Raw genomic sequence first — 21742 nt, forward strand, 5'->3', positions numbered from 1 at the left:
GAGTGTCTCATCCAGCGACCCGCGCTGGCATCTCCTCCGCCCAGCGGGCCACTCCACCACCAGACCCCGCACCGGACGCCCCGGCCGCTGCCATCGCCGACGTGCTCGAGCACGCAGCAGACCGGCTGGACCGCAGCACGGACCAGGACGAGGCGTTCACGGCGGGTCCGGCAGTACACGGCGCGATCGGTCAGGCGGGGGCAGAACTCCTGACCGCCACCGCGGAAGAGGTCCTGCTCCGGCATCTCGGCATCCCCCAGATGGCGTCCTACCGGGCCGATAAGGCAACCGCAGTGGAGGCACTGCGGGCCGCCGCTGCCACGATCGCCGCTCCCTATCCGCGCCGACAAGCCGACGCGCTCGCCCATCGCCTGCAGGTTGCCCGGGATCGCCTGTGCACGGCAGCGAATGTCTCACCGGCCTGCCCTCAGACCCTGGAGGATCTGCTCGAGCATGTCATCAGCCGTGTCCGCCGGCTGGAAGCCGGCCTGGCCAGCCGGTCCGCGGAGTTGGAACAACAGCGGGCGCGCGCGGACGGCTACGCCTGGCAGGCCCTCCGCAATCCCCGGCGCGATCCGCGGGAACCGGCCGGACGTCGCGCCGCACCGGGCGTGCCCGAAGCGACCGCCGGGTCCTTGCGGGCAAAGATCCGGCACCTGGAACAGCAGCTGACCTGGCTACGTGCCGCAGCCGCATACCGCGCCGCCATTCCGATCATCTCCGTCGCCCTCCACGACGCCTGGCCGGCGGTCTTCGCCGGCGGGTTCGAGCATGACGTTGCACGGTTCATCGCCGACCGGCTCCGTGAACACGCCCGCGAGCGTCATGCTCGCGCCCGGGCCAACGGGCTGGACCTGCCGGATCTGGACGAACTCATTCCCGACGCCGCCTGACGGCGGACACATCACGGATCTGGCGACACTCCTGCCCTTGCCATTAACGCCATCACCGATACGGCGATGACGGCCCGCATCTCTGAAACGAGATGCGGGCCTTTTGTGCTTTCGTCGCCGTTCCACGAAAGGTGGGAACACCACCCGTGGGCACGAAAATCCTTCTGTCGCTCGGAATGGGCGTCGACTCGGTTGGGATCCTCACCCGCTGGCTCACCGAACCATCCAGCAGAGATTTCGATCTCAGCGACCTGATCTGTGTCACCGCCATGACCGGCGACGAGTTCGACGCCACCCGGCGGCTCATGGAGACCCATGTGCTGCCCCTCATGCGCGAATTCTCCATCCGCTACGTGCAAATAGCACGCGCCGGTCAGGCCGATGAGGCCGGTTATGACGTCCTGGACGACTCGACACAGCCGCAGCGCATGCACATGGCCGGGCGGTGGCGGCTGTCAGACGAACTACGCGCGGCGGGGACGGTACCGACCTATGCTCATGGAAAACGGCTGTGTTCCTGGCGCGCGAAGGGCAGTGTGCTGGACCGATGGCGTGCCGACCATCTTCCTGGTGAACACTTTATTCACGTCATTGGTTTTTCAGCTGAAGAAACCTGGTGTATGGAGCGCGACATCGCCTCCTACACCAGCAGCAACCGCGAGCCATGGTTTCCTCTGGCCGATTGGGCGTGGACACGAGATGTCACCGCAGGCTACCTTCACGAACGGTTCGGTGAATGGTGGAGCCGATCCTGCTGCGTATACTGCCCATTCCAGAACAACAAAGCCAGCGTCCCTGAATTGGTCACCCGCTGGCGGGTCGAACCCCAGGCCGCAGCCGCGGCGCTCGTCATCGAGCATCGCGCGCTGGCGTTGAATCCCCGGACCCCGTTGTTCAGTTCCGGCACCGCCGCTGAACTCGCCGTCGCCAACCACCTGGACGAGGCGATCAGCCTTTTCCACGACCGGCTCGCGAGCACCGCGTGGGCGGTGTACGACGTCCGCCGGGTCTACCATGCCCGAAAGGGCGATCCAGCCCGTAAAGGACCGGCATGGCGCAGCGTCGTCCAATGCACACGCGGAACCCGCAAACGCGTCCACGTCGACCTGGCCCGGCTCGCCGCGCGTATGGGCGCCCGCACGGTGACCGACCGGCACGGCATCACTCGCGCGGAACTGATTCCGTTGACGCAGCGCTACCCGGCGCCGGAGCGGATGCTGGTAGCCGGCCCCTCCGGCGTCGTGGACAAAGAGCGGCCTGGTTTCGCGGCCGCGTGGAACGCTCTGGTCACCGCGCCCCAGCTCGACCTGTTCGCGTGAACAACGGCAGCAGTGCACGCGGCAATGCCAGCGCATCCGCGAGACCGACCGGTCGGCTACGAAGTTCCACCGCGCACCCGTATCCGCAGGCCCGGCCGAAGACCTGACAGGGCCGACGGGCGCACAGGCACAGCCCGGGAGAGGGACCTACCGGCCAGGCCGTGTCCCGTGCGACGTTTCGAAGGAGATCCCTGTCGTGAACGACGATCCCGCCACCCCGACGAGCACGAACGACCCGGCTGGCAGCATCTTCTCCCCGCACTCCAGCCGACGCCGGAAGGGAACGGGGAATACGTGCCGGACGATTACTGCGTACGGTACGGGCCCGGCTGGTGGCCGTTCTACCGCGAGGTCGCCGAGGCCGGTCTCCCCCCAGCACCGCGTTCCAGTCCTGGGGCAACGAGTACGTGATCCTCTGCCCGGATGAGCGCGATGCCGCGATCGTCCCGGCGGACGTGCACCTGTACCTACGACCCCAGGGCATAGGAGCGATCGTCGTTCCCGCCGAACTCACCCTCAATCTCCGGCAAGGCAGAACCGCCATCGGCGAACGCTGCCCAGCATCGTTGCGTGGACAATCGGAGATGAAGGCCGCCCGGTTTGCTGGACTTTGTCCTGGCGCACCGCAAGTTCCGCCGCGCAGGAGTAGCACGCCCGGTCACCGCGCACGACCTGTGGGCCGCCGAAGAACAGCAACGCCGCCCAGCAACCTGACCACGTGCCGCACGTGCGGAGCGCGGGCGCAGGGCAAGCCTCGCATACCGGCCCCGCCCCGCGCCGTCGTCCCCAAGTGCCCGCCGACCGTCCCCTGGGGGCGGGGCCGGTATGCCGGACGGCAGCCCTGCGCCCGCGCTCCGCACGCGCAGCCCGACGTCTCACCAGCGCAGTGGGAGCCCCGGAGGACCGATTCGCAGAAAGGGCGATGTGGTGAACCCGGAACGCACTCGACCTCGAGCACCTCAATGAGGTGATCACTGACCCGAGCCGTTCGCCGATCTCCTCGACGCCGCGACGGACTACACGGTGTTCCAGGGCCAACTCCAGGACGCAATCGACTACGTGCTCCGCGGTTTCGGACTCACCTTCGACGAGCACCGGCGACCAGTTTCCCGACAGCGAGGCGTGGCGGCAGGCAGAGACGCGAAGACCTTGCCGATCGGATCGCTGTCCACCCGTGTGCAGGGCTGGCTCCGCAGATGGAGCAGCACAACCATCGAACAGTCCTCGGTGTGATTGAGCTCAACAAAATGACAGCGAGCTGCGGAGGAACAGGACGCGGAGCCGACCTGACCAGCGAGGACCAACCGGCCATCGACGACACGATCGACGCCGCCCAGCTCTCGGACACTGACATGGCCCGTGCGTGGCCGAGCACCGCCGCCCGCGTCGTCCTGGCCGCGCACACCAGCGGATCCAGCATCCGTGACACCTGGAACATCCTCGTCGGCACCGTCGGTCGTACCGAGGCCTTCCGCTGCCTCGCCGAGGAGATCGCGACAGCCGACGGCAGCGCCCTCGAGGACGGGACGAACCCCACCGTGGCGATCAACGCAAGCTACTGACCTTGGCTTCGGGGCGGGACTCCCGGCCCCTGCCACTCCAGGACCATGCCGCACGAACGGGAGACTCACCATGGCAGAAGGCACCGACCGGGTCCTGCGCAAGATCGACAACGTCGTGGATTCGTTCATCACCCACGACTTTTCGGTCAGCCTCGACGCGATGAGGTCCATGCCTGTCCCGGCCGACAAGGGCGTTACGCGCGCTGACCTGTTCCATTCCGGGGATCTCATCGAAGCTCCGAGCGCGATGGTCTGCGAGGCCGGGCTGTCCTGCCCGGTCGCGTGTACCCGCGCGGCCTGGGAGGACTGCGTTGCGTGGACCGGCGCGGACACCGACCGGACGGGCGTCCCGCAGGACCAGGACGGCCGCCTGTGGGATGTGCTGCGGATGACGCGGGTTGCGATCAACCAGGAGGGCCAAAACGCCAGCGACGTGACCGTCGAGTTGTACCGCGTCCCGCGAACCGGACGCAGCACCGAACGCTGCCAGACGTTCCTGAGCGCCAGCATCGGTCCAGACGACTTCGGCGACCTCGTCATCACGATCAAGCTGCCGGACGAGAACTAGCGAACCGCCGAGGACCGCCATGAACGACCGCGACCGCACGAACCGAGACGAACTCCTGGAACTCCTTGACAATCTGCGCGCACATATCGCGTCTGAAGACTCCTGCGAAGGATCCGTCCTGTACCGCGTACCCGACACCGGACAGTTCGAACTCCATGCGGTCTTCCGGACGGGTGGCTCGGCAGGTCCGGGCCGGATGAGCATCACCCGGGCCGAACCACGAATATTTCAAAGCTACGAGATCGAGAACGATCCACGGTCTTTCGTCGGTAAGACCGTCACCCTGGCTGGCAAGGACCCCATCCGGTGGGACCGGACCACCATCACCGGCTATGACGCTTCATCCGGCCACCTCATCCTGGCCGGCGGGTACCGCATGACGCGGGTGTTCGACCCAAAGCCCGATCGCACGCCCGTCGTCGAGGACCGCGTCTACCCCTATGACATCGCCCGAGGGACCGTGCATCACTGCATCGAGCGCCTGTAGCAGCATCACGTCCCGCACGGCTCCACCGACGAACCCGGCCCCCTGGCGGTGAGCAACCCCCTGCGGGAGGTCCGGCGCCGAATCCCCCACGTTCGATGCCTTCACCGGACTCGCCTGGTGCGAGCACGGCCATGCGGCGCGGTCAGTTCTCGTCGCGGTGATCAGAGAGGACACCGGCCCAAGGACGTCGACGGGCCATGGAGCGCCGAGTGCCTTCCGACGGCGGAACGGCTCCGCACCGAACGGGAGAACGAACCCGACATCACCGCGGCCTATCTCGTCTGGATCCCCCGGACAGCTGCAACACCGAGAACAACCCAGGATGACCGGCAACCGCCCTGCCCGGTGGCGGGCCTCACTTCAGGAAGGACGCGATGAGCAACAAGCCCCACCCACGAGCGGCAACGCCGCCCGCAGCAGACCGAGACGGCGGACAGGCGGCCTGCCCGTTCTGCTCCCCACCCGCGGACCGGATCGTCACGAAGAACAGCGCGGCGCTCGCGATCACCGACTCTTATCCAGCGACACAAGGACACGTCCTGGTCGTGCCGCGGCGGCACAAGCGGTCGGTGGCCGACATGACCTGGTGGGAGATCTTCTGCGCGATCCGGCTTCTGCGCAAGCTCTACCGAGCAGCGCAGGGCGAGGTCGACGGCTTCAATTTCGGTGTCAACGATCGCGAGGCGGCCGGCCAGTCTGAGGAGCACGCCCACATCCATTCCGTCCCGCGCCGGTACGGCGACCAACCGGACTCGCGCTTCGGGATCCGCCGTGGCCTTCCCGGCCTGGACAAGCTCGCCGCCCCCCGTCCCTCCGACGACGACTGAGGGGCCACATGACCGAGCGCCCCAAGCGCGAGTATCGCGAGATCGTCGAGACGTGCCGCACCCGCATCGAGGTCTCGGGGATTCTCAGCCACAGCAAGCAGCCCGAGTGGCGCGTGACGCTGTACCGCGAAGGCATGCACGAAGAGATGACCGAGGATCAGACCATCACCATGGCGTGCGCGGTGATCTCCGCCGCCGCCGGCTCCGCCGAGGCCGGACAGCGAATCCGCCCGCTGATCGAGGAGCTCCTGCACGGTGACGATGAGGAGCCGAGGCAGTGACCGGGACCTCCCAGCGTGAGCCGTACACCAACCTGTTCGCCGTCATCGCGAACAGCATCGACTACGCCCCGCGGTAGATGGGTGGCCATCGCACGATCCACGGCGACGGGCCCGCCGACCCCGATGCGTGAACATCCCACAACCGTGCCGACATGATCCCCGCGATCCCCAACTGTGCGGGGCCCTGCCCGGCTCAGTGAGCTGCCGCTTTGGCCGGGAATCGAAGCAACCCGGGTCGGCATGTACGACCCGGCCGGGGACTACGCGATCGTCCCAGGCAAACCGTTCCGCGCGCTGTACGCCTGGGCCAGCGAAGACAAGCTGCGCTGGGAACAGATGCTGCTGCGCGAGTTGCAGCCCCCAATGCGAGCTGCGCGGCCGAAGGGCGCGACCCGGGCGGCTGGCGCACCCGGAGGGAACGCGTGGGCAGTGACCCTGGACCGCCCGACGACCGATGCTGCCACGTACTCGTCTGGGTCGACGGCCCCCCGAATGAGCCGGAGGACTCCGGCACCGAGGTGCTGCTGCTTCCGGACGGGACGGCGCCGGTGGCTCTGCGGGAAATCAACGCCGCCGGCCGACCCGTGACCGGCGATGTCGAGGTCGACGCTGCCGGGATCATCCAGGCCGCGGCTGTGCGCGGCATGCGGAGCCTCCAGCCGATCAGCGAGGCGGCGATGGACACGGTCGCCGAGCGGGCGCTGGAGGATCTGGACCGGGTGTGTGAAGCGATCCAACGGATCGTGACAGCGCGCCCATTCGACGGCGACAACAAGGACCCGTGAGCGCGGCCGTCGACGCGGCGGAGGAGTCGTTATGCGCGGCCTTCGGCTTCCGCATGGCGCCCTCACCTGAAGAGACACACGAGTGGAAGGAACAGACCATCCAATGGAGATCGACAGCAGCGGCGCGGGACGCCGCACCGCCCGGCTGGAAGTTGCGCACCGGCTCAGCTTCGAGGATCTGGTGAACGCGCTCGCGTTCTACTCCACCATCACCGATGACCTACACGACGAGTCGCTGCCGCAGTTGGACCAGCAGGACCCCTGCGACGCGATCCACACCGCGCTGCAGTGCCGAGGCCAGAACGGCATCGCCGGATGGGGAGACGACCAGCCCAGCGACCAGCGCGACCGGATACGCGAGTGGGCGGAGAGCATCGCCGCCCGCCACTGGGGCACGGACTTCGGCATCCCCGACCAGTCCCGCCCCATCCGGGCCACCGACCGCTTCCAAGCGGCACTCCTCGACCTCGCCAAACTGATCGTCCGCGCCCGCGTCCGCACGAGCACCGCTGGCGACCCCGAAGACGGCACACGCGCGCAGTATGAGGACGAAGTCCTCGGGGAACTGCTCGGGCGCATCACGGAGGACTACAACGACCGCTCGACCTCCACGACCCGAAAACCCGCGACGACTCAGAGTTCCTCAGCGAGCACCGGACGGCCCTGATCCAGGAGGCCATCGAAAGCCTCACCGACCCGGACAACGAGTCGACGCCGGTCACCGACAACCCCTCGGCCGCAGATCGCCGCTTCAAGAGAGCGGTGCGGATCGTGGCGGCCTACACCGTTGAACTCGAGGCCGCACCCACGAATGACCCGTGGGTGAGCGACCGCTGGGACCATCACGAACGCTGGGCGATCAGCCGCCGGGCCCTGTTCGACCTGATCTACCAGGACACCCGGCGACAGAACCCGGCCTGGACGGACGAGCGCGCCCTGCTGGCCGCGAACCAGACCCTCGACGCCGGCCTCGTCGGCCACCGGAGTGGACTCATCAACCGCCAAATGCCCTGACCTCCGAACAGCGGAAGAGAGACCACGACCTCCCATGAGCGATCCCCCCGTGCAGAGCACGAAGATGCTGGACCACGCGTTCAGCAAGGCATCCTACAGCCAGCGCCGCCGCGACCCGACCGCCGCGTACGAAGCCGGTGCCCTGGCGCTCGTCGCGATCGCCATCGACCTGCACCGGCTCGTCACCCACCTCACCAGCCAGACGAAAAACGCCAGCACATGACCGGAACCAGCCAGAACCCGACCGTGACCGCACGACCGGTCACCCACGACGCCTGCAGCGACCGTCAGCCCAGCACCGTCGTGTAGGTACGACGGGACCACGCCGCCGACGTCACCTCGACGAAGCGCGCATCGACGCCAGTTGGCCGCCCGAGCGGGACGAGGAAAACTGGGTCTTCGTGGTGCAGACCGTCTACGGCAGCGTCCATCCCGGGAGCAGCCTGACGAAGTCCAAGCGCTTGCACGTCGAAGACTCCGAAAGGGAGACCATTCCGGTCACCCGACTGGAGAGCCGAGGCCGCCGCGCACGTCATCCTCTCCGATCCCGAGAAGGCGCGGTAATTCCTGGACGCCGCGCTCAGATCTCGACTCGCCGCCGCCACGTATGCCATCCGACCCAAACTCGTTCGAATCCACCGGATCAAAAATGGGAGATTAACTTTGCTGACGAAAAGCGAACACGAAGCCGTAGACCTTGCTGGCAAGCTGTACACCCTAATCGTCAATAACGTTATCGAACATGGGGAATGTTTCGCAGACGACGAACGTGAGATCAGGCGCCTTATCCATGGCATCCAACGAGCCGTCGAAGCGCAAGCGGCCGTGCGGACTAGCGAACCCGGGCAGTACCGATTCCTCGGACTTAGCCTAGAAGAATCTGCGCGTGCGATGCGATCACACGAATAACTGCGTCCTGGGCCGCCTCGGAAATTCTCCACGAAGCTGTCACCACCGACAACCGCCCCATGGTCGCGTACACCAATGCGCGGGATGTATCCCGACTGCTCCGCCCTGACCACTGGAACTGCAAGCCGCCTGATGCAAGACCGGCCGCTGAGCATGCGAGCAGACGATTGACCACTCGGTAGGGAATCATATGACCAGCGCCGCTACCCGAAAAGCGGGCGAAGTGAAGCCGCTCGTGGCGAACGGCCCCCACAACAGCGTGTTCGCGCTGAGGCCGCGATACAATCCACCGCTCACCGACGATGTATCCATGGAAGTCGGGCACCGCACTCTCGGCGATTTCATCAGCGTCCTCCTCACCCCCGTTGAAGCAAATCATCTCGCGCTATGCCTGTGCGACCTGCCTACCCGCGAACCCTGGCAGTTCCGCGATCTGCAAACCACCGCCACGGTCACCATGGTCGACGATGTTTTGGAGATCCGCGTCAGCTGGCACAGCGGGCGATGCAGGACCGTACGCCTGGACGCCCGGCAGACCAAGCCGATCGCCCAATGGTTGAACGACTGGGTGGAAACTTCCTGGTCACCTCACCTGCTTCGATCACGTAAAGCCGTCGACCCCCAGATGGGCAGGGAAATCCCAGAAGCGGTTTTCGAGCCGACCGGTAACCCTGCGGCCGATGAGCAGATGACCGTGATGCAACACCGGATCGGCCAGCTCGAATCCGACAAGGACAAGCTCATCGCCGCACTGAACGCTCTGACTCATCACCCGGCCGGCAACCCCGGCCCGTGCATCGCAGGTGACTGCACCCAGGACATGGACGCAGCGGTCCACCACACCCCGGCCCGGGTGTTGGGCCTGCCCCCAAACGAGGGCGGCACCCCCGGTATCGGTGCCTACCAGGATGGGAAGAACCCGGTCGACACGGCAGCGCTGGTGATCGCGACCAGCCTGCACGCGGCCGACACTAGCGCGCACACCGGATGGGGATGCCGGTTGCCCGGCGCGAAGGCGGCGGCGCTGGACCTGATCGCGGCCGGATGGGCACCCCCCGTTGGTCGATGACAGCGACCAGCCACTACGTCAACCGATCGCCCTTCACCAGCAACAACCCGACGAGCCGAGCGCGGTCATCCATCGTCTCGAGACGGGACTCGATGCGAGGAAACGCTTCCATGCAGCCGTGGTAGCGGAGGTTCACAGCCTGCTTACGCAGACCAAGACGCGGGCTACGAACGCCCAGCGGAGTCACGAGCCTGCGCTCACCTATCCCAGCGATCGCATCCCCATTTGGGCAGACGAACTCCTCCGGTCCGCAACTTGAGCTACCACACGCTCGACCTTGGCGGCGAAGGCCCAGTGTCCGGCCGTCTGAGCACCCGGTCGCTCAATCGTTTCGCCGCTCAACGCTGCTCGGCGTGCAGTGCGGCCGCCCGGACGCCGGGCGAGCCTCGCATACCCGCCCCCGCTCCCGGGCACCGGTTCGTGCGCCCGGCCCGGTCCGGCCGGTTGCCCCGGGAGCGGGGGCGGGTATGCGGGACGGCTGACCCGCCGCCGTCCGATCCCGCACCGCACGCACGGCATGCAGGCGTTCTGGGAGCAGGCCAACGGACGGAGAGCCGCAGGTGCGTGAGGACTTTGTGGATTGGGGCGACTGCGATGAGTGGGACTACCTTGTCACCGACACAAAGATCGAAGTCATTCAAGATCTGCGGCGAGAAGGGTGGACAGATACAAAGATCATCGATGCCCAGGTGATCCTGGGATATCCATTGCATCGTGCCAAGGACCTGATTTCTCATGCCAACACCAGGAGCAGCCCCATTGTGGTCGCTCCTGGATCCCAAGCGCTCAGGGCCGGCTCCGAGCCGCCCGCGGTCCCCGACGCGATGGTCCTGACCGCTCTCGCCGCCTACTTCGCCGACGGCCGCGCGCAACTCGGGGACTTCGCAATCGAGGACATCGACGGGATGCGCGATGCCCTCGCTGCAGTGATCCCTCTGACCCGCGCGTAGGTCGCCCCAGAGGTCAAGGAGAGCCGCGAACCCGCCACGTGAGCTTGTCGTCCCGCCGGTCTCGCTCCGGTGCCCGTCGACGCGCCCTGGCCGGTCAGGCCAGGGCACCGCCAGCGGGTGCGGCAGCACCGAATCCTGCTGCCGGCACCGGCCTGGGAGCCACCGCCGTATCCCTCGCCTCCCTTGAGGTCATCGCACGTCGCGAAGCCGGTGATCCGATAGCCGATCGATCCAGTCGAACCCATCCCCCGCGAGTGAAGGAGTAGTTCATGCAGACCACGCTGAAGCAGGTTCTGGAGTTCATCACCCAGGCCACCCTTTCCGACCTTGATCGGATCGAGGCCGCCATCCAGCCGTGCCGCTCGCAGGCCCTGCAGATCTGGCGCACTAACCTCCGTGCGGGCGAGACCGTAATGCTCGTCGAGATCAAGCCCGTCGTCTTCCAGGGGTTGACGGGCACCGTCGTGGGCAAAGCGCCTCGCAGCAAGGACCGCTTCACCGTCCGGCTCGACAAGCGCTCCACGCAGACGCTGCGTCTTTTGGGCGGCGACCGAGTGAAGGTACGGGCTGGTGTCGAGGAGCACGAGACGGCCGTGCCGGTCGGCTGCCTCGCGCCTTTCCAGCCGTGACCCCTTGACCTGTCTCACCTCGGGGGACGCGGTCTTTTTGGCGAGATGCGCTCGACACTGATTGGGCCGCGGCGCAGTCATTGGCCTTGCGCCGTCCCGGTTAGCATTCAGCCACGCTACGGCAGCGGCTGACTGCTGCCTTCGCCCAGGTGGAGACCGTGCCCCCGATGTGCGCTATGCCGATGGTTCACTGACCGCCCGGGGCGTCGATCCGGTCTGGTCCGGCAGGTCAGAAGCCTGCCCCGGGCACGGAGGTACCCCGCCGCACATCGACCGCAGCGCATGTCGTGGTTCAAGCCACCAGACCTATGAACGACGTAGAACCCGCTGCCGCCGCTCTGCCTGCCGCTCCCGCCCGTGCACAAGAGAACGCGCCACCGGTTCCTCGCCGGCTGGTGATCGTGGGATGCGGGGCGGCAAAGCTGAATGTGCCCGCTCCAGCGGGCCAGATGTACATCGGGTCCTTCCATCGTCTGTGCCGCCAGGTAGCTGAAGTCGTGGCACGCCCGGACGGGCAGGTGATGATCTTGTCTGCTGAGCACGGGCTACTGGACCTGCAGCAGCGCATCGAGCCCTACGACCGGCGGATGGGCGACGCCTCGGCGGTCACCGCGGAGGTCGTCGCCTGCCAAGCCGACCGGTTGGGTCTGCGTACCGCCGAGGTGACTGTCCTCGCCGGCAGGGCTTATGCCGAGGCGGTGCAAGCGGTGTGGCCGAACGCCCGCACACCACTGGCCGGATGCCGGGGCATCGGCGAGATGCAGGCCCGGCTTGTTCAGCTCCGGCAGCGATTCCGACCCACCTGAATCCGGGTGACCGCTCCCGATCCGGCCGATCTCTCCGACCTGTAACCGCCATCAACCGATCCGGGGAGGGCGCCTTCAACGTCCTCCCCGGATCGCCTGGCTACACCCCGCTCCCGGACAAGACGGCCGATAAGAGGTCGACATGCCACAGGAAATGACGTGGGGGGCCGACGACCCGGACCGACCGGTGCCCCTCGACGACGTACTCATCGACGTCACCGAACTGGACGGCCGTAGAAACGCCGTCCTCCGAGACGAGTCCGGAAACGACCGTCAGTCGCAACGGCACCGCATCAGTGATCCCGGCGACGCGTGGATCGCCGCCTCGGGGAAAGTCCGGCCGACTCGCCATCTGCATGAAATCCTCCACGCTCGCTCGGCGGCCCTCGCGGCGGCCCGCTCCAACCAGCTCACCCCAGCGATACGGTTCTTCAACTGCCGGGCACCCCTCAACCTCAAGATCGACGAGGCAGCCCCGGCGGTGGCTGGGTGAGCGCGCCCTTCGCCCAGAGCCTGTACGACGCCGCCGACCTGTTCGGCGGCCTCGGCGGATGGGACGTCGAGGCCGAGCGACTCGGGATCAGGACCATCGGCATCGAACTGGACCCCGCCGCCTGCGCCACCCGGCGCGCGGCCGGGCTGCCCACCGTCGAGGGCGACGTGCGCAACTTCGGACCTCGGGACTTCCCCGGCGTTCGTCACCTGCTCGGCGGCCCGCCGTGCCAGACCTTCGCCATCGGCGGTCTCGGAAGCGGCCGCAAAGCCCTGGACGTCGTCAAGGACCTGGCCCTTCGTATGGCCGACGGTCAGGACGTCAACGCCGACATCGACGCCCTGGAGGACGAGCGCACCGGCCTGGTTCTCGAGCCGCTGCGCTGGGCGCTGGAGATGCTGTGGTGGGCGCTGTCGGCGGCCGACGCCGGGTGCCCTTACGAGACGATCTTGCTCGAGCAGGTCCCGACCGTCCTGCCGGTCTGGGAGGTCATCGCCGAGATCCTGCGCGGTCTCGGCTACCACGTCGTTACCGGCAAGCTGTCTTCGGAGGAGTACGGCGCGCCGCAGGTCCGCCTCCGCGCGGTCCTCATGGCCAAGCTCAACGGCAGGATCGCGCTCCCCGACCCGACACACCGCCCGTACCGCAAGGGCGTCCCGCAGCACGACGGCGACCCGCGCCTGCGGCCCTGGCTGTCCATGTACGACGGGGTCGGCTGGGGCATGACGCACCGGCCCGGCCTGACCGTCACCGCCGGGACCGCCGCCGGTGGGACCGACCCCTCCTGCGTCGGCGGATCCGGTGCCCGCGCCACGCTGCGCGGCGAGCTGGCCGCCGGACGGTGGATCCACCGCGACGAGCCCGGCATCGAGACCGCCGGGGTGGTCGAGCAGACCCGCGTCAGCGTCCGCGACGCTGCCATGCTGCAGGGCTTCCGAGCCGACTACCCCGTCCAGGGCCGTAAGGGCGAGCAGTACCAGCAGGTCGCCAACGCGGTTCCGCCGCCTCTGGCCCGCGCCATCCTCCTGGCGGCCGGGCTGGGCACCGCCCACGACCTGGGGATGGCGGCATGAGCGGCTAGATGAACAACGTACGCGCGCGAAGAGTCCATCCGGTCCCCTCGGATTCAGTGACGCGGCCTGGATGCTGGCATCGGCCGGGCCCCAACTGGGCGTCGACGTGCGTAGGAACATCTGCGTGGCGGCCCGCGTCTACGGGCCGGGCGTGACCGCCACCGTCTGACCGCACTCCGCGCTCAGCCTGCCACCGCAGGTCCGGGATCCGTTCTGGCGCACAGGTGTGAAGCGATTGTCGTCGAACGGCTCCGACCGGCCGTGACGCGAACACCAGCCCGCCAGCCCCAGTGCCATGATCGCCCAGGACTCACATCGATCAGGCCTTCTGGGCAGAAGGGGTAATCCGCCGGCCGCCACCCGTCTCGGCGATACCCAGCCAGGCGAAATGACCACCGTCCCTGAACACCTCCCCGCCCCATCACCGATCCCAAACCGCGTCTGAGCACCAGCTTTCCCTTGTCGCGCGATCGAGCCGTGCGAAAGTCCCGGCCAACTCCACGGCGCACCGCGCCACACGTCCCGGCGCGGCGAATCCTGTGCCGTACCCGGCTGGCAGGCATGCCCTTTTCGGCAGCAGGAACAACGCGCCGTACCGCCGAACTGAAATCACCCTCTGTCTGAACGGAGTCCCCTCACGTGGACATCACCCCTGCCGTACTCGTGGATGTCGACGGCGTTCTGAACCCCTCCTGCGACTGCCGGCCACCAGGCTCCGTCTGCCACCCCAACCACGTTCTGCAGGACATCCTCGACTTCCGGGTCTTGCTCGACCCGGACCACGGCCGCCGGCTGCGGGCGCTGATCGAATCGACCGGAAGCGAACTGGTCTGGGCGACCATGTGGCAGGAGGCCGCGAACGAGCACATCGGCCCGCGCATCGGTCTGCCTGCATTGCCGGTCGTGCCGATCCCTCGCCCTCACGAGGGAGACACGCCGTTCGAGTCGATGGGGGCGTGGAAGGCGCGGCACGTAGCCGAGTGGGCATCGGACGGCCGCCCGTTCGCGTGGTTCGACGACGAGCCGGACATCGAGGAGGTCCTGGCGGCCCTGCCCGGCGCGGAAAAGCTCGGTCCGCACCTCATCATCACCGTCGATCCGCAGACCGGTCTGACCGAGATCGATCTGACCAAGGCGGAGCAGTGGCTACGACACCTTCGCGGCCATGGCGATGTGAGCTGATACGGCCGCCGCCGTACGACCCGTCCTCAGCGATCGCAGCCCAGCCCCGGCCGATCGGCTGGGGCTTCGTCTTCATGGAGCCACCGAATGGCGATGAGCCGCTGTCCCTACCGAGTGGGTGACCCCGTGTGGTGCACCTACGCCGTCGACCGCACCAGCCGACTGATCCTGCACGCACTCGGCATCGTCCTGCACGCCTGCCCGATGAACGACGGCACCTGGCGGGTGACCTGCCGCGTGCCACTGCGACCGACGACCGTCGCTTACCACGTCAACGACCACGGCGACGACCAGGGCCGGGACCTGGATATCTACCTCGGTCCGACGGGACCGGCGGGATGGCCGTGGATCCGCTCGGCCGACCAACCAAGGAGCACGCACCGATGAGCGCCCCGGCCGTCAAGCCGCAGATCACCATCGTGCACACCCGGCAGCACGGGACCATCGTGTACGGCACTGTCCAGGGAGACGGCGCCGGTCGAATCTTGAGCAAGCACCGGTTCCACGGATCGGAGTTCCTCGAGGTTCCCGTCGATGACGAACTCGGCGAACCGTACTGGTACATGCGGAACTCTCAGCGCCGCAGCGCGGACCAGTACTACATCAACGCGGCGGCCGACGAACTGCGTGCCGCCGAGTGGCCGGTCGAGATCCGTATCGACGACACCACCCCGGCCGTCGGGTTCTGGGAGCTCGAGCAGCGCAAGTATGAGCGCGCAGCCTCCCGCGCCGACCGCTTGGAGGGCCGCGCGGGAGCCGCCGTCGGAACCGCCGAGACCATCCGGGCGGCCAACAAGCAGACCTATGAGGCGCTGAACGGTACGCCGCTGCTCGTCGACCACTACTCCTTCTCTCCATAGTCCACCTCTGTCTCAGCCCGACCTCGGGGATGCCCTGGGGTCATCTTTTTGATCACGAGGTGACGGTTACTCCGCATGGTTGGAACCGTCTCGACGGAGAGTGGGATGGAGATCTTCTACGTGAATCGGGCTCTGCTGCCGTCTTGTTCGCAACCGGAGGGGTTCGACGCGCTGGCGGTGCTTGAGCATCGGACGCTGCCGGATGGCTTGCCGCTGATTGTGGACGGGCGGATGCGTCCGGTGGAGCCGTTGTGCGCTTGGTTCCGGTCGCTGGCGTACGAAGGCAAGCAGCCGGAGACGTTGAAGTCGTACGCGTACATCGTGCGTCGCCTGGCGGTGTTCCTGGCGGGTCGCGGCACGGATGTGTTGGGGGCGACGGAGGCTGATCTGGTCGCGTACCGGCGGTCGCGGACGGAGCTGGGTGAGCGGCCGGTCGACGGGCCGACGTGGGACAAGGAAGCCGTGGTGATCAACGGCTTCTACGGTTACCTGCTGGATTGCGGGTTTGTGCGGCGACGGCCGTTCCGGCTGGTCGGGAAGGGCCAGACACGCAGTTCGCTGCAGAGCGGGACGCGGCGGAACATGGACATCCGGCACATGACGGTTGAGCAGTACCTGTTCTTCCGGGATGTGGGGTTCGGCGGGCAGCTTCCGGACGGGAGCGTGGACGAGGCGTTTCGCGGCTGGGCGCCGAACCGGGCCCGCGCCGGTCTGGAGCTGGCGCTTTTGACCGGGATGCGGCTACAGGAGTGGTCGACGCTGCTGCTACCTGAGCTCGGTGAGGGCATACGGCGGCCGGGCGAGCTGGCGACGTTCGACCTGCAAAAGTGCGCCAAGTACGAGATCGCCCGCGAGGTCTACGTGCCGCCGGCCGCGCTGGACATGGTCGACCACTTCGTTCTGCTGGAGCGGCCGGAGATCGTCGAGGCGTCCGCGCGAGTGCTGGCACGCCGTCATCGGGAGCTGTTCGTCGTCTCGAAGGTCGACCATGACCAGGGCAGGCTGCACGGCGTCTTCGAAGGCCGTCACCGGCGGATGCTGATGTCAGCGATGCCACCGAGCCTGCGACGGCGCACGGTCCGGGAGACCGATCTGGGGCTTGAGCCGCTGGCGGTGTTCGTCGGCCATGGCGGCCAGATGCTCGGGCCCTCATCGTGGGACCGGATCCGCACCGACGCGTGGCGGCGAATGCGCGCCCACGCCGGTCACCCGGCGGCACCGACCCTGCCCAGAAAGCCGTGGCGGTTCCATGACGCCCGCCACACCTTCGCGCTGCAGCTGCTGAAGTACCTGCAACGCCTGCGGATTGAGCAGGCACTGACCCAAGACCAGCCGCGCAGGCTCGCCACTCTGCCCGAACACCACGCCCTGAACCCGGTGCTGACCGTCCAGCGGCGCCTGGGGCATCTGCGGACATCCAGCACGTATGAGTACCTGCGTTACAGCGAGGATCCGATGAACTACGTCGATGACGCGTTCCGCGAGTGGAGCGCACACGACGGCGCCACCTACGCCGAAATCGCCCTGCGGGCGCTGGAAGCCGACCGGAACGGAGCGACCGGTGCCTAAACGCGGAGAGCACACGGATGCTGTCCCGGTGCCCAAGGCCGAGCGGACAGCGTCGCGGCGGATTGGCGTCCGCCAGGTCACTCTCAAGGCCAACGGTCGAGAGACCACGATCGTCATCGACCCGTCCGCTTACCGCTGCTCACGGCTAGTCGGCGAGCTCGCCGACGAGTGGGAGTCCTACATCGCCCTGGCCCAGGGCACACCGAGCGGGGCCTACCACTACCGCAGCGCGATCCTGGACTTCGCTCAGTACGTGGATGAGCACTGCGCCAGCCCGGAAGCGGCGTCGCTGACCAAGGACCACCCGGACCTGGCCTATGTGATCAGCGAGATGTGGCGGACGCTGCCGTCGAAGTATCGGGAGGGGTCGCCCAGCCCTGGCAAGCGAGCGCACGCGCTGCGGGGGCTGCTGAGGTTCCGGGCCCAGCGCGAGGACGCTGCGGTCGCCGATGGGTTGCTGCGGCTGATCTCGGCGCCGCACAGCGTTCCCGCAGGGAAGACCAAGGAACTGGATGAGTTCTCCCGCCAGGAGAAACAGGGGCTGGTAAGGGCGGCCTGGAACGGGATCCGGGCTGTTGAGGACCGGCTGGAACTTGGGCGGGAGATGATCACAGATGCTGCGGGGCACCCCGATGAGCACGGATGGTTGGACCCACGGAACCTTCTGTGGGCTCTGGCCCGGGGCGAGCTGACGACCGGTGAGATCTTCGCTGGCCTGCCGCCGTTCCGGCAGTGGCCGGACGAACTGGTGGAACTGGCGTCGATGCGCACGCCGGCGACCACGCGCGTGGCCAAGTTTCAGCTGATCACGGTCCTGGTCAGTCTGCTCTATCCGCGCGATGAGGACCTGTACGGCTTCCAGGTGCTGCTGATGTCAGCCACGGGCCGCGCTCCGGAGGAGGTCACCGGGATGAACGTCGGGGATGTGGAGTTCACTCCGGGCGGGGTCCGGCTGACCATGGCGAAGAACCGCGCGCACGTGCTGCGGCATGAGGAGTTCGGTGCTGTGGTGGTCGCCGCTCCGGTCGGTGGGGAAGCGCAGACCGCGGCGGAGGTGGTCCGGCGGCTGCTGGCGGTGACCGAGCGGGCCCGCCAGGACTGCGACCTGGACACGACGCCGTTGTTCCTGCGGGCCGGGGCCAGCGACCAAGGCCGGGTGCTGCGGTTCGGCAGGATCGGAGACACCAACCCACACGGCGCCTTCCGCACCTGGACCAAGGCCCATGGCCTGGAGCTGTCCCAGCCGGTGGACATTCGACGGCTGCGTAAGTCGGGGAAGGTCGAGAAGGTGATCGCGCGCCGAGGTGTGGTCTCCGACATCGCCGACGACCACACCGTCCAGACGTTCAAGGGCCACTACGCGCACGGCACCACCGTCCATGTCATCTCCGGACACGTGGTGAACCAGGCGCAGAGCAGCTGGTTCGAAGCGGCGACGAACGGCCCGGTCAGCCTGGACCAGGCCGCCGCCGAGGACCTCAGCAAACCGGAGGCGCTGGACGCCATGGGTCTGACCCGCGAGGAAGCCGGGCAGATCATCAGCGGCGAGCTGGACATGGGGGTCGCCAACTGCCGGGACCCGTTCGACTCTCCTTACAGCAAGCAGGGCGAGCTGTGCGCGGTCGCGCCGCTGCGCTGCCTGGAATGCCAGAACGCGTTCATCCTGCCCGCCAACCTGCCGCAACTGCTGTTGTTCGCCGACCACCTCCAGCAGCTCAAGCTGCGGCTCACTCCCCAACACTTCCACGCCCTGTGGGGCCAGAGCATGACCAACCTGCAGGCCGTCCTGCGCGAGCGGACCCCTGCCGAGATCAACGCGGCCCGGCAGCAGATCCATGAAGAACACCTGGGCCTCCAACTGCCGCTGTCCGCACGAACGGAGTTCGACCTGTGACCGTCCCCGCTGTCCTCCCCCTCCCCAGCGGTGTCTTCGCCGACGACGAGCCAGTGCTGCAAAGCAGCCCGCTGCTGCCCGGAGCAGAGATCCCACGGTTCGGGAACACGACCTCCTGGCCGATGAGAGCCGTCCGGCGGCCGGCGAACATCACCCCGTCCGCCTGGGACATCAGCTTCGCAGGCGTCGCCGATCCGATCTGGAACCTGCGCGCCCGCGAGATCAGCATGGCCTTGCTTAACCCGACCCATCCGGCTGTGAAGGCCCGGGTGCTGAACCTTCGCCCCCGCCCGGCTCAGGGCCGCTCGGTCCGCGCGACCATCCAACGACTCAGAACATTGGCCGCCTGGGCCACGAAGCAGGGCCTGCCCTCGAACCTGTCCCTCTGGCAGGACGACGACTGCAAGGCGTTCATCGCCAACCGGCGCGAGGAACTGGGGCCGTCGTCGATCCACACCTACATCTTGCTGATCAAGCTGCTGCACCGGCTCTCGCCGCTGCTGACCGGCGGCGGTCTGACCACCGACCCATGGCCCGGAACGACCTCCGGGAAAGCCGCCCACCTGCACCAGACCATGTACCTGTCGACCCCGAACATCCCGCCGCAGACGTGGTTCCCGCTGGTGAGGGCCGCATGGCAGTACGTGCACGTTTTCGCGCCCGACATCCTGTCCGCCCGCCGCCGCTACCAGCAGCTGCGGCGAGACGCCGTCTCCTTGCTCGCGGGCCGGGAGGACAAACTGACCGCCTACCTGGCCGACCCGGCCAACATCGTCCCGCTGCACACCGACCGCGTCCCGAGGACCTCCGAGGCGATGGAAACTGGCGGGATCAACTGGCGGCTACTCAGCCTCATGATCGGCATTGACGACAACCTGCGGCCGTTCAGCAGCGGGAAGAAGACCAGCGTCTTCTATCGGATGCGTGCAGCGGTCGAGGACGCGGTGGCCGCCGGACGGGGACGTCCTGGAGGTCTACTGGCCGAGTACGCAATCGTTGATCGCCCTGACGGAACGTCGGGGCCGTGGCATCCAGGCCTGTGCTCGCGCTCGGTCGTGGATGAGTGCTTCGCCCTCCGGGCCGCCGCCTACGTGTTCGTCGCGGCGCTCAGCATGATGCGGGACTCAGAGATCAGGGAGATCACCCGAGGGGCGGTGACCGAGTTCTACGGGGCCCCGGCCGTCACCTCGACCAAACGCAAGCACGACCCGGACCTTCCGGTGGAGCACTGGTGGATCATCGAACCGGTCGCCGAGGCCATCGCGGTCGCCGAGGAACTGTCCGACCACCCGGAACTGATCTTCGCTGCGGACAAGGCCTACGCCAAGACGGGCGGCGGCTTCAACAGCGGGACTGTGGTCCGGACGTTCATCGAACGGGTCAACGCCGGAACCGCCCACCACGGACTCCACATCCCGGCCGCGCGGGTCACCCCGCATATGTTTCGCAAGACCATGGCGATGCTGACCGAGCATGAACCCGGCGGGGAGATCGCCCTAGGCGTCCAGCTCAAGCACGTCGCGGCCCGGACGCTGGCCAACCGCACCACCCACGGCTACGGCGCGACGGACACGCAGTGGGAGAAGCTCCTGGGGACCGCGGTCGAGCACGGCAGGTTCGAGCGCCTCAGCGACTTCTACGACGCCCACCACGGCGGCGAGAACATCGGATTCGGCCCCGGAGCCGACCAGCTGAAGAAGGCATTCGACGACGTCAAGACCCAGATGGAGGAACTGGTGGCCACCGGCAAGGCCCGGCAGGGCGACCGGCGGGTCGAGCAGGACCTTCTGCGCAAGGCCCGAATCTCGATCCGGTTCGGCAAGCTCAACCACTGCACCGTGAACGAGGCGAACCCCGTCGGCGCCAAGTGCTTGGAGGGCAACGTGCGGATCCCCGACGGGCACCGAGGCCCTCTCATCGACCGCTGCCAGCCCGGACGATGCGCCAACAGCATCACCAGCCCCGCCCACCTGCCGATCTGGAAAGCCGAGCGAGCCAGCCTGCGCAAGCTCAAGCAAGACAAGAAGCTCCCCGCAGTCCGGCAGGCACTGATCGACCGACAACTCGAAGACGTCCAAGCGGTCATCGACCGGGCCGAAGGCCAGGAGCAGGCGTGAGCGTTTCACCAGCGACAGACAAGGCGCTGCGGGAAGCGATGGCCCGGCTGATGGCTGGCAAGCCCCGCCACACCGACGGCGCGTTCACCAAGGAGAATTTCTACCGCGAGGCGGGCGTCAGCCGGGCCACCATGAACCGGGCCACCGAGATCATGGACGAATGGGACGCCTACGTCGCCCAGCACGGCCGCCGTACGAAAGGTGAGGTCACCCGGGACGCCGAACTGCAGGAACTGACCAAGAAGCTGAAGGCGAAGACGGCCGAGTGCACCGAACTGCGGAAGAAGCTGGACGCGGCGGCCACCGTGATCGCCGCGTTGCACCACGACAACCAGGCCCTACGTGAGCACATCGACAGCCGCTACGGCAAGGTCGTCGACCTGAACGAGCATCGGCATTGACCGGAAGACACTCGCTGCGAAGCTTACTGATCGTTTCAGAATGAGATCTTGATC

At 67.4% G+C, this 21742-nt stretch carries 24 protein-coding genes; all 24 read left to right on the forward strand.

Annotated features, from left to right (window positions below):
• The first annotated feature begins 2 nt into the window (after positions 1–2).
• On the forward strand, positions 3–893 hold the full coding sequence (locus ACYVF7_RS33610; RefSeq protein ID WP_460348622.1) for a hypothetical protein: 891 nt from the start codon (positions 3–5) through the stop codon (positions 891–893).
• Between the two features lie 146 nt (positions 894–1039).
• Positions 1040–2212, forward strand: a complete 1173-nt coding sequence (locus ACYVF7_RS33615; RefSeq protein ID WP_460348624.1) for a hypothetical protein — start codon at positions 1040–1042, stop codon at positions 2210–2212.
• Between the two features lie 1247 nt (positions 2213–3459).
• Positions 3460–3774: a hypothetical protein gene (locus ACYVF7_RS33620; RefSeq protein WP_460348626.1), complete on the forward strand. Its 315-nt coding sequence runs from the start codon at positions 3460–3462 to the stop codon at positions 3772–3774.
• A gap of 70 nt (positions 3775–3844) precedes the next feature.
• Positions 3845–4342: a DUF6573 family protein gene (locus ACYVF7_RS33625; protein ID WP_460348628.1), complete on the forward strand. Its 498-nt coding sequence runs from the start codon at positions 3845–3847 to the stop codon at positions 4340–4342.
• 19 nt (positions 4343–4361) lie between these two features.
• The gene (locus tag ACYVF7_RS33630; protein ID WP_460348631.1) at positions 4362–4829 is read left to right on the forward strand and encodes a hypothetical protein; all 468 of its coding nucleotides are present in this window, start codon (positions 4362–4364) and stop codon (positions 4827–4829) included.
• A 374-nt stretch (positions 4830–5203) separates the two neighbouring features.
• A complete protein-coding gene (locus ACYVF7_RS33635) occupies positions 5204–5656 on the forward strand; it encodes an HIT domain-containing protein (protein ID WP_460348633.1) in 453 nt (150 codons plus the stop codon).
• A gap of 8 nt (positions 5657–5664) precedes the next feature.
• Positions 5665–5937: a hypothetical protein gene (locus tag ACYVF7_RS33640; RefSeq protein WP_460348635.1), complete on the forward strand. Its 273-nt coding sequence runs from the start codon at positions 5665–5667 to the stop codon at positions 5935–5937.
• A gap of 518 nt (positions 5938–6455) precedes the next feature.
• Entirely contained in the window at positions 6456–6722 is a 267-nt protein-coding gene (locus ACYVF7_RS33645; protein ID WP_460348637.1) for a hypothetical protein, read from the forward strand.
• Between the two features lie 103 nt (positions 6723–6825).
• On the forward strand, positions 6826–7389 hold the full coding sequence (locus tag ACYVF7_RS33650; protein ID WP_460348639.1) for a hypothetical protein: 564 nt from the start codon (positions 6826–6828) through the stop codon (positions 7387–7389).
• Positions 7390–7484: 95 nt separating this feature from the next.
• Complete coding sequence (locus ACYVF7_RS33655) at positions 7485–7736, forward strand: hypothetical protein (protein ID WP_460348641.1); 252 nt, start codon at positions 7485–7487, stop codon at positions 7734–7736.
• 34 nt (positions 7737–7770) lie between these two features.
• A complete protein-coding gene (locus ACYVF7_RS33660) occupies positions 7771–7959 on the forward strand; it encodes a hypothetical protein (RefSeq protein ID WP_460348643.1) in 189 nt (62 codons plus the stop codon).
• An 876-nt stretch (positions 7960–8835) separates the two neighbouring features.
• Entirely contained in the window at positions 8836–9714 is an 879-nt protein-coding gene (locus tag ACYVF7_RS33665) for a hypothetical protein (protein WP_460348645.1), read from the forward strand.
• Positions 9715–10274: 560 nt separating this feature from the next.
• Positions 10275–10664 (forward strand): hypothetical protein, encoded by a 390-nt coding sequence (locus tag ACYVF7_RS33670; protein ID WP_460348646.1) that lies wholly within the window; start codon positions 10275–10277, stop codon positions 10662–10664.
• Positions 10665–10933: 269 nt separating this feature from the next.
• On the forward strand, positions 10934–11293 hold the full coding sequence (locus ACYVF7_RS33675; RefSeq protein WP_460348649.1) for a hypothetical protein: 360 nt from the start codon (positions 10934–10936) through the stop codon (positions 11291–11293).
• Between the two features lie 308 nt (positions 11294–11601).
• Positions 11602–12099: a DUF6884 domain-containing protein gene (locus ACYVF7_RS33680; RefSeq protein WP_460348651.1), complete on the forward strand. Its 498-nt coding sequence runs from the start codon at positions 11602–11604 to the stop codon at positions 12097–12099.
• A gap of 142 nt (positions 12100–12241) precedes the next feature.
• On the forward strand, positions 12242–12592 hold the full coding sequence (locus ACYVF7_RS33685; RefSeq protein ID WP_460348653.1) for a hypothetical protein: 351 nt from the start codon (positions 12242–12244) through the stop codon (positions 12590–12592).
• Entirely contained in the window at positions 12589–13665 is a 1077-nt protein-coding gene (locus ACYVF7_RS33690; RefSeq protein WP_460348655.1) for a DNA cytosine methyltransferase, read from the forward strand. Before ACYVF7_RS33685 ends, ACYVF7_RS33690 begins: the two co-directional genes overlap by 4 nt.
• 639 nt (positions 13666–14304) lie before the next feature.
• Complete coding sequence (locus ACYVF7_RS33695) at positions 14305–14847, forward strand: HAD domain-containing protein (RefSeq protein WP_460348657.1); 543 nt, start codon at positions 14305–14307, stop codon at positions 14845–14847.
• Between the two features lie 87 nt (positions 14848–14934).
• Positions 14935–15234: a hypothetical protein gene (locus ACYVF7_RS33700; protein WP_460348659.1), complete on the forward strand. Its 300-nt coding sequence runs from the start codon at positions 14935–14937 to the stop codon at positions 15232–15234.
• Positions 15231–15707: a hypothetical protein gene (locus tag ACYVF7_RS33705; protein ID WP_460348661.1), complete on the forward strand. Its 477-nt coding sequence runs from the start codon at positions 15231–15233 to the stop codon at positions 15705–15707. The genes ACYVF7_RS33700 and ACYVF7_RS33705 overlap by 4 nt, the downstream gene beginning before the upstream one ends.
• A 105-nt stretch (positions 15708–15812) precedes the next feature.
• Positions 15813–17276, forward strand: a complete 1464-nt coding sequence (locus ACYVF7_RS33710) for a hypothetical protein (protein ID WP_460348663.1) — start codon at positions 15813–15815, stop codon at positions 17274–17276.
• Positions 17269–19170, forward strand: coding sequence for a hypothetical protein (locus ACYVF7_RS33715; protein WP_460348665.1), 1902 nt, complete (start codon positions 17269–17271; stop codon positions 19168–19170). The genes ACYVF7_RS33710 and ACYVF7_RS33715 overlap by 8 nt, the downstream gene beginning before the upstream one ends.
• Positions 19167–21287 carry a hypothetical protein gene (locus ACYVF7_RS33720; RefSeq protein WP_460348667.1) on the forward strand — a complete coding sequence of 707 codons (2121 nt, stop codon included), beginning with the start codon at positions 19167–19169 and terminating at the stop codon, positions 21285–21287. Before ACYVF7_RS33715 ends, ACYVF7_RS33720 begins: the two co-directional genes overlap by 4 nt.
• Positions 21284–21688: a hypothetical protein gene (locus ACYVF7_RS33725; RefSeq protein WP_460348669.1), complete on the forward strand. Its 405-nt coding sequence runs from the start codon at positions 21284–21286 to the stop codon at positions 21686–21688. Before ACYVF7_RS33720 ends, ACYVF7_RS33725 begins: the two co-directional genes overlap by 4 nt.
• Positions 21689–21742 lie beyond the last annotated feature (54 nt).

This window comes from Actinoallomurus acanthiterrae (assembly GCF_054775715.1).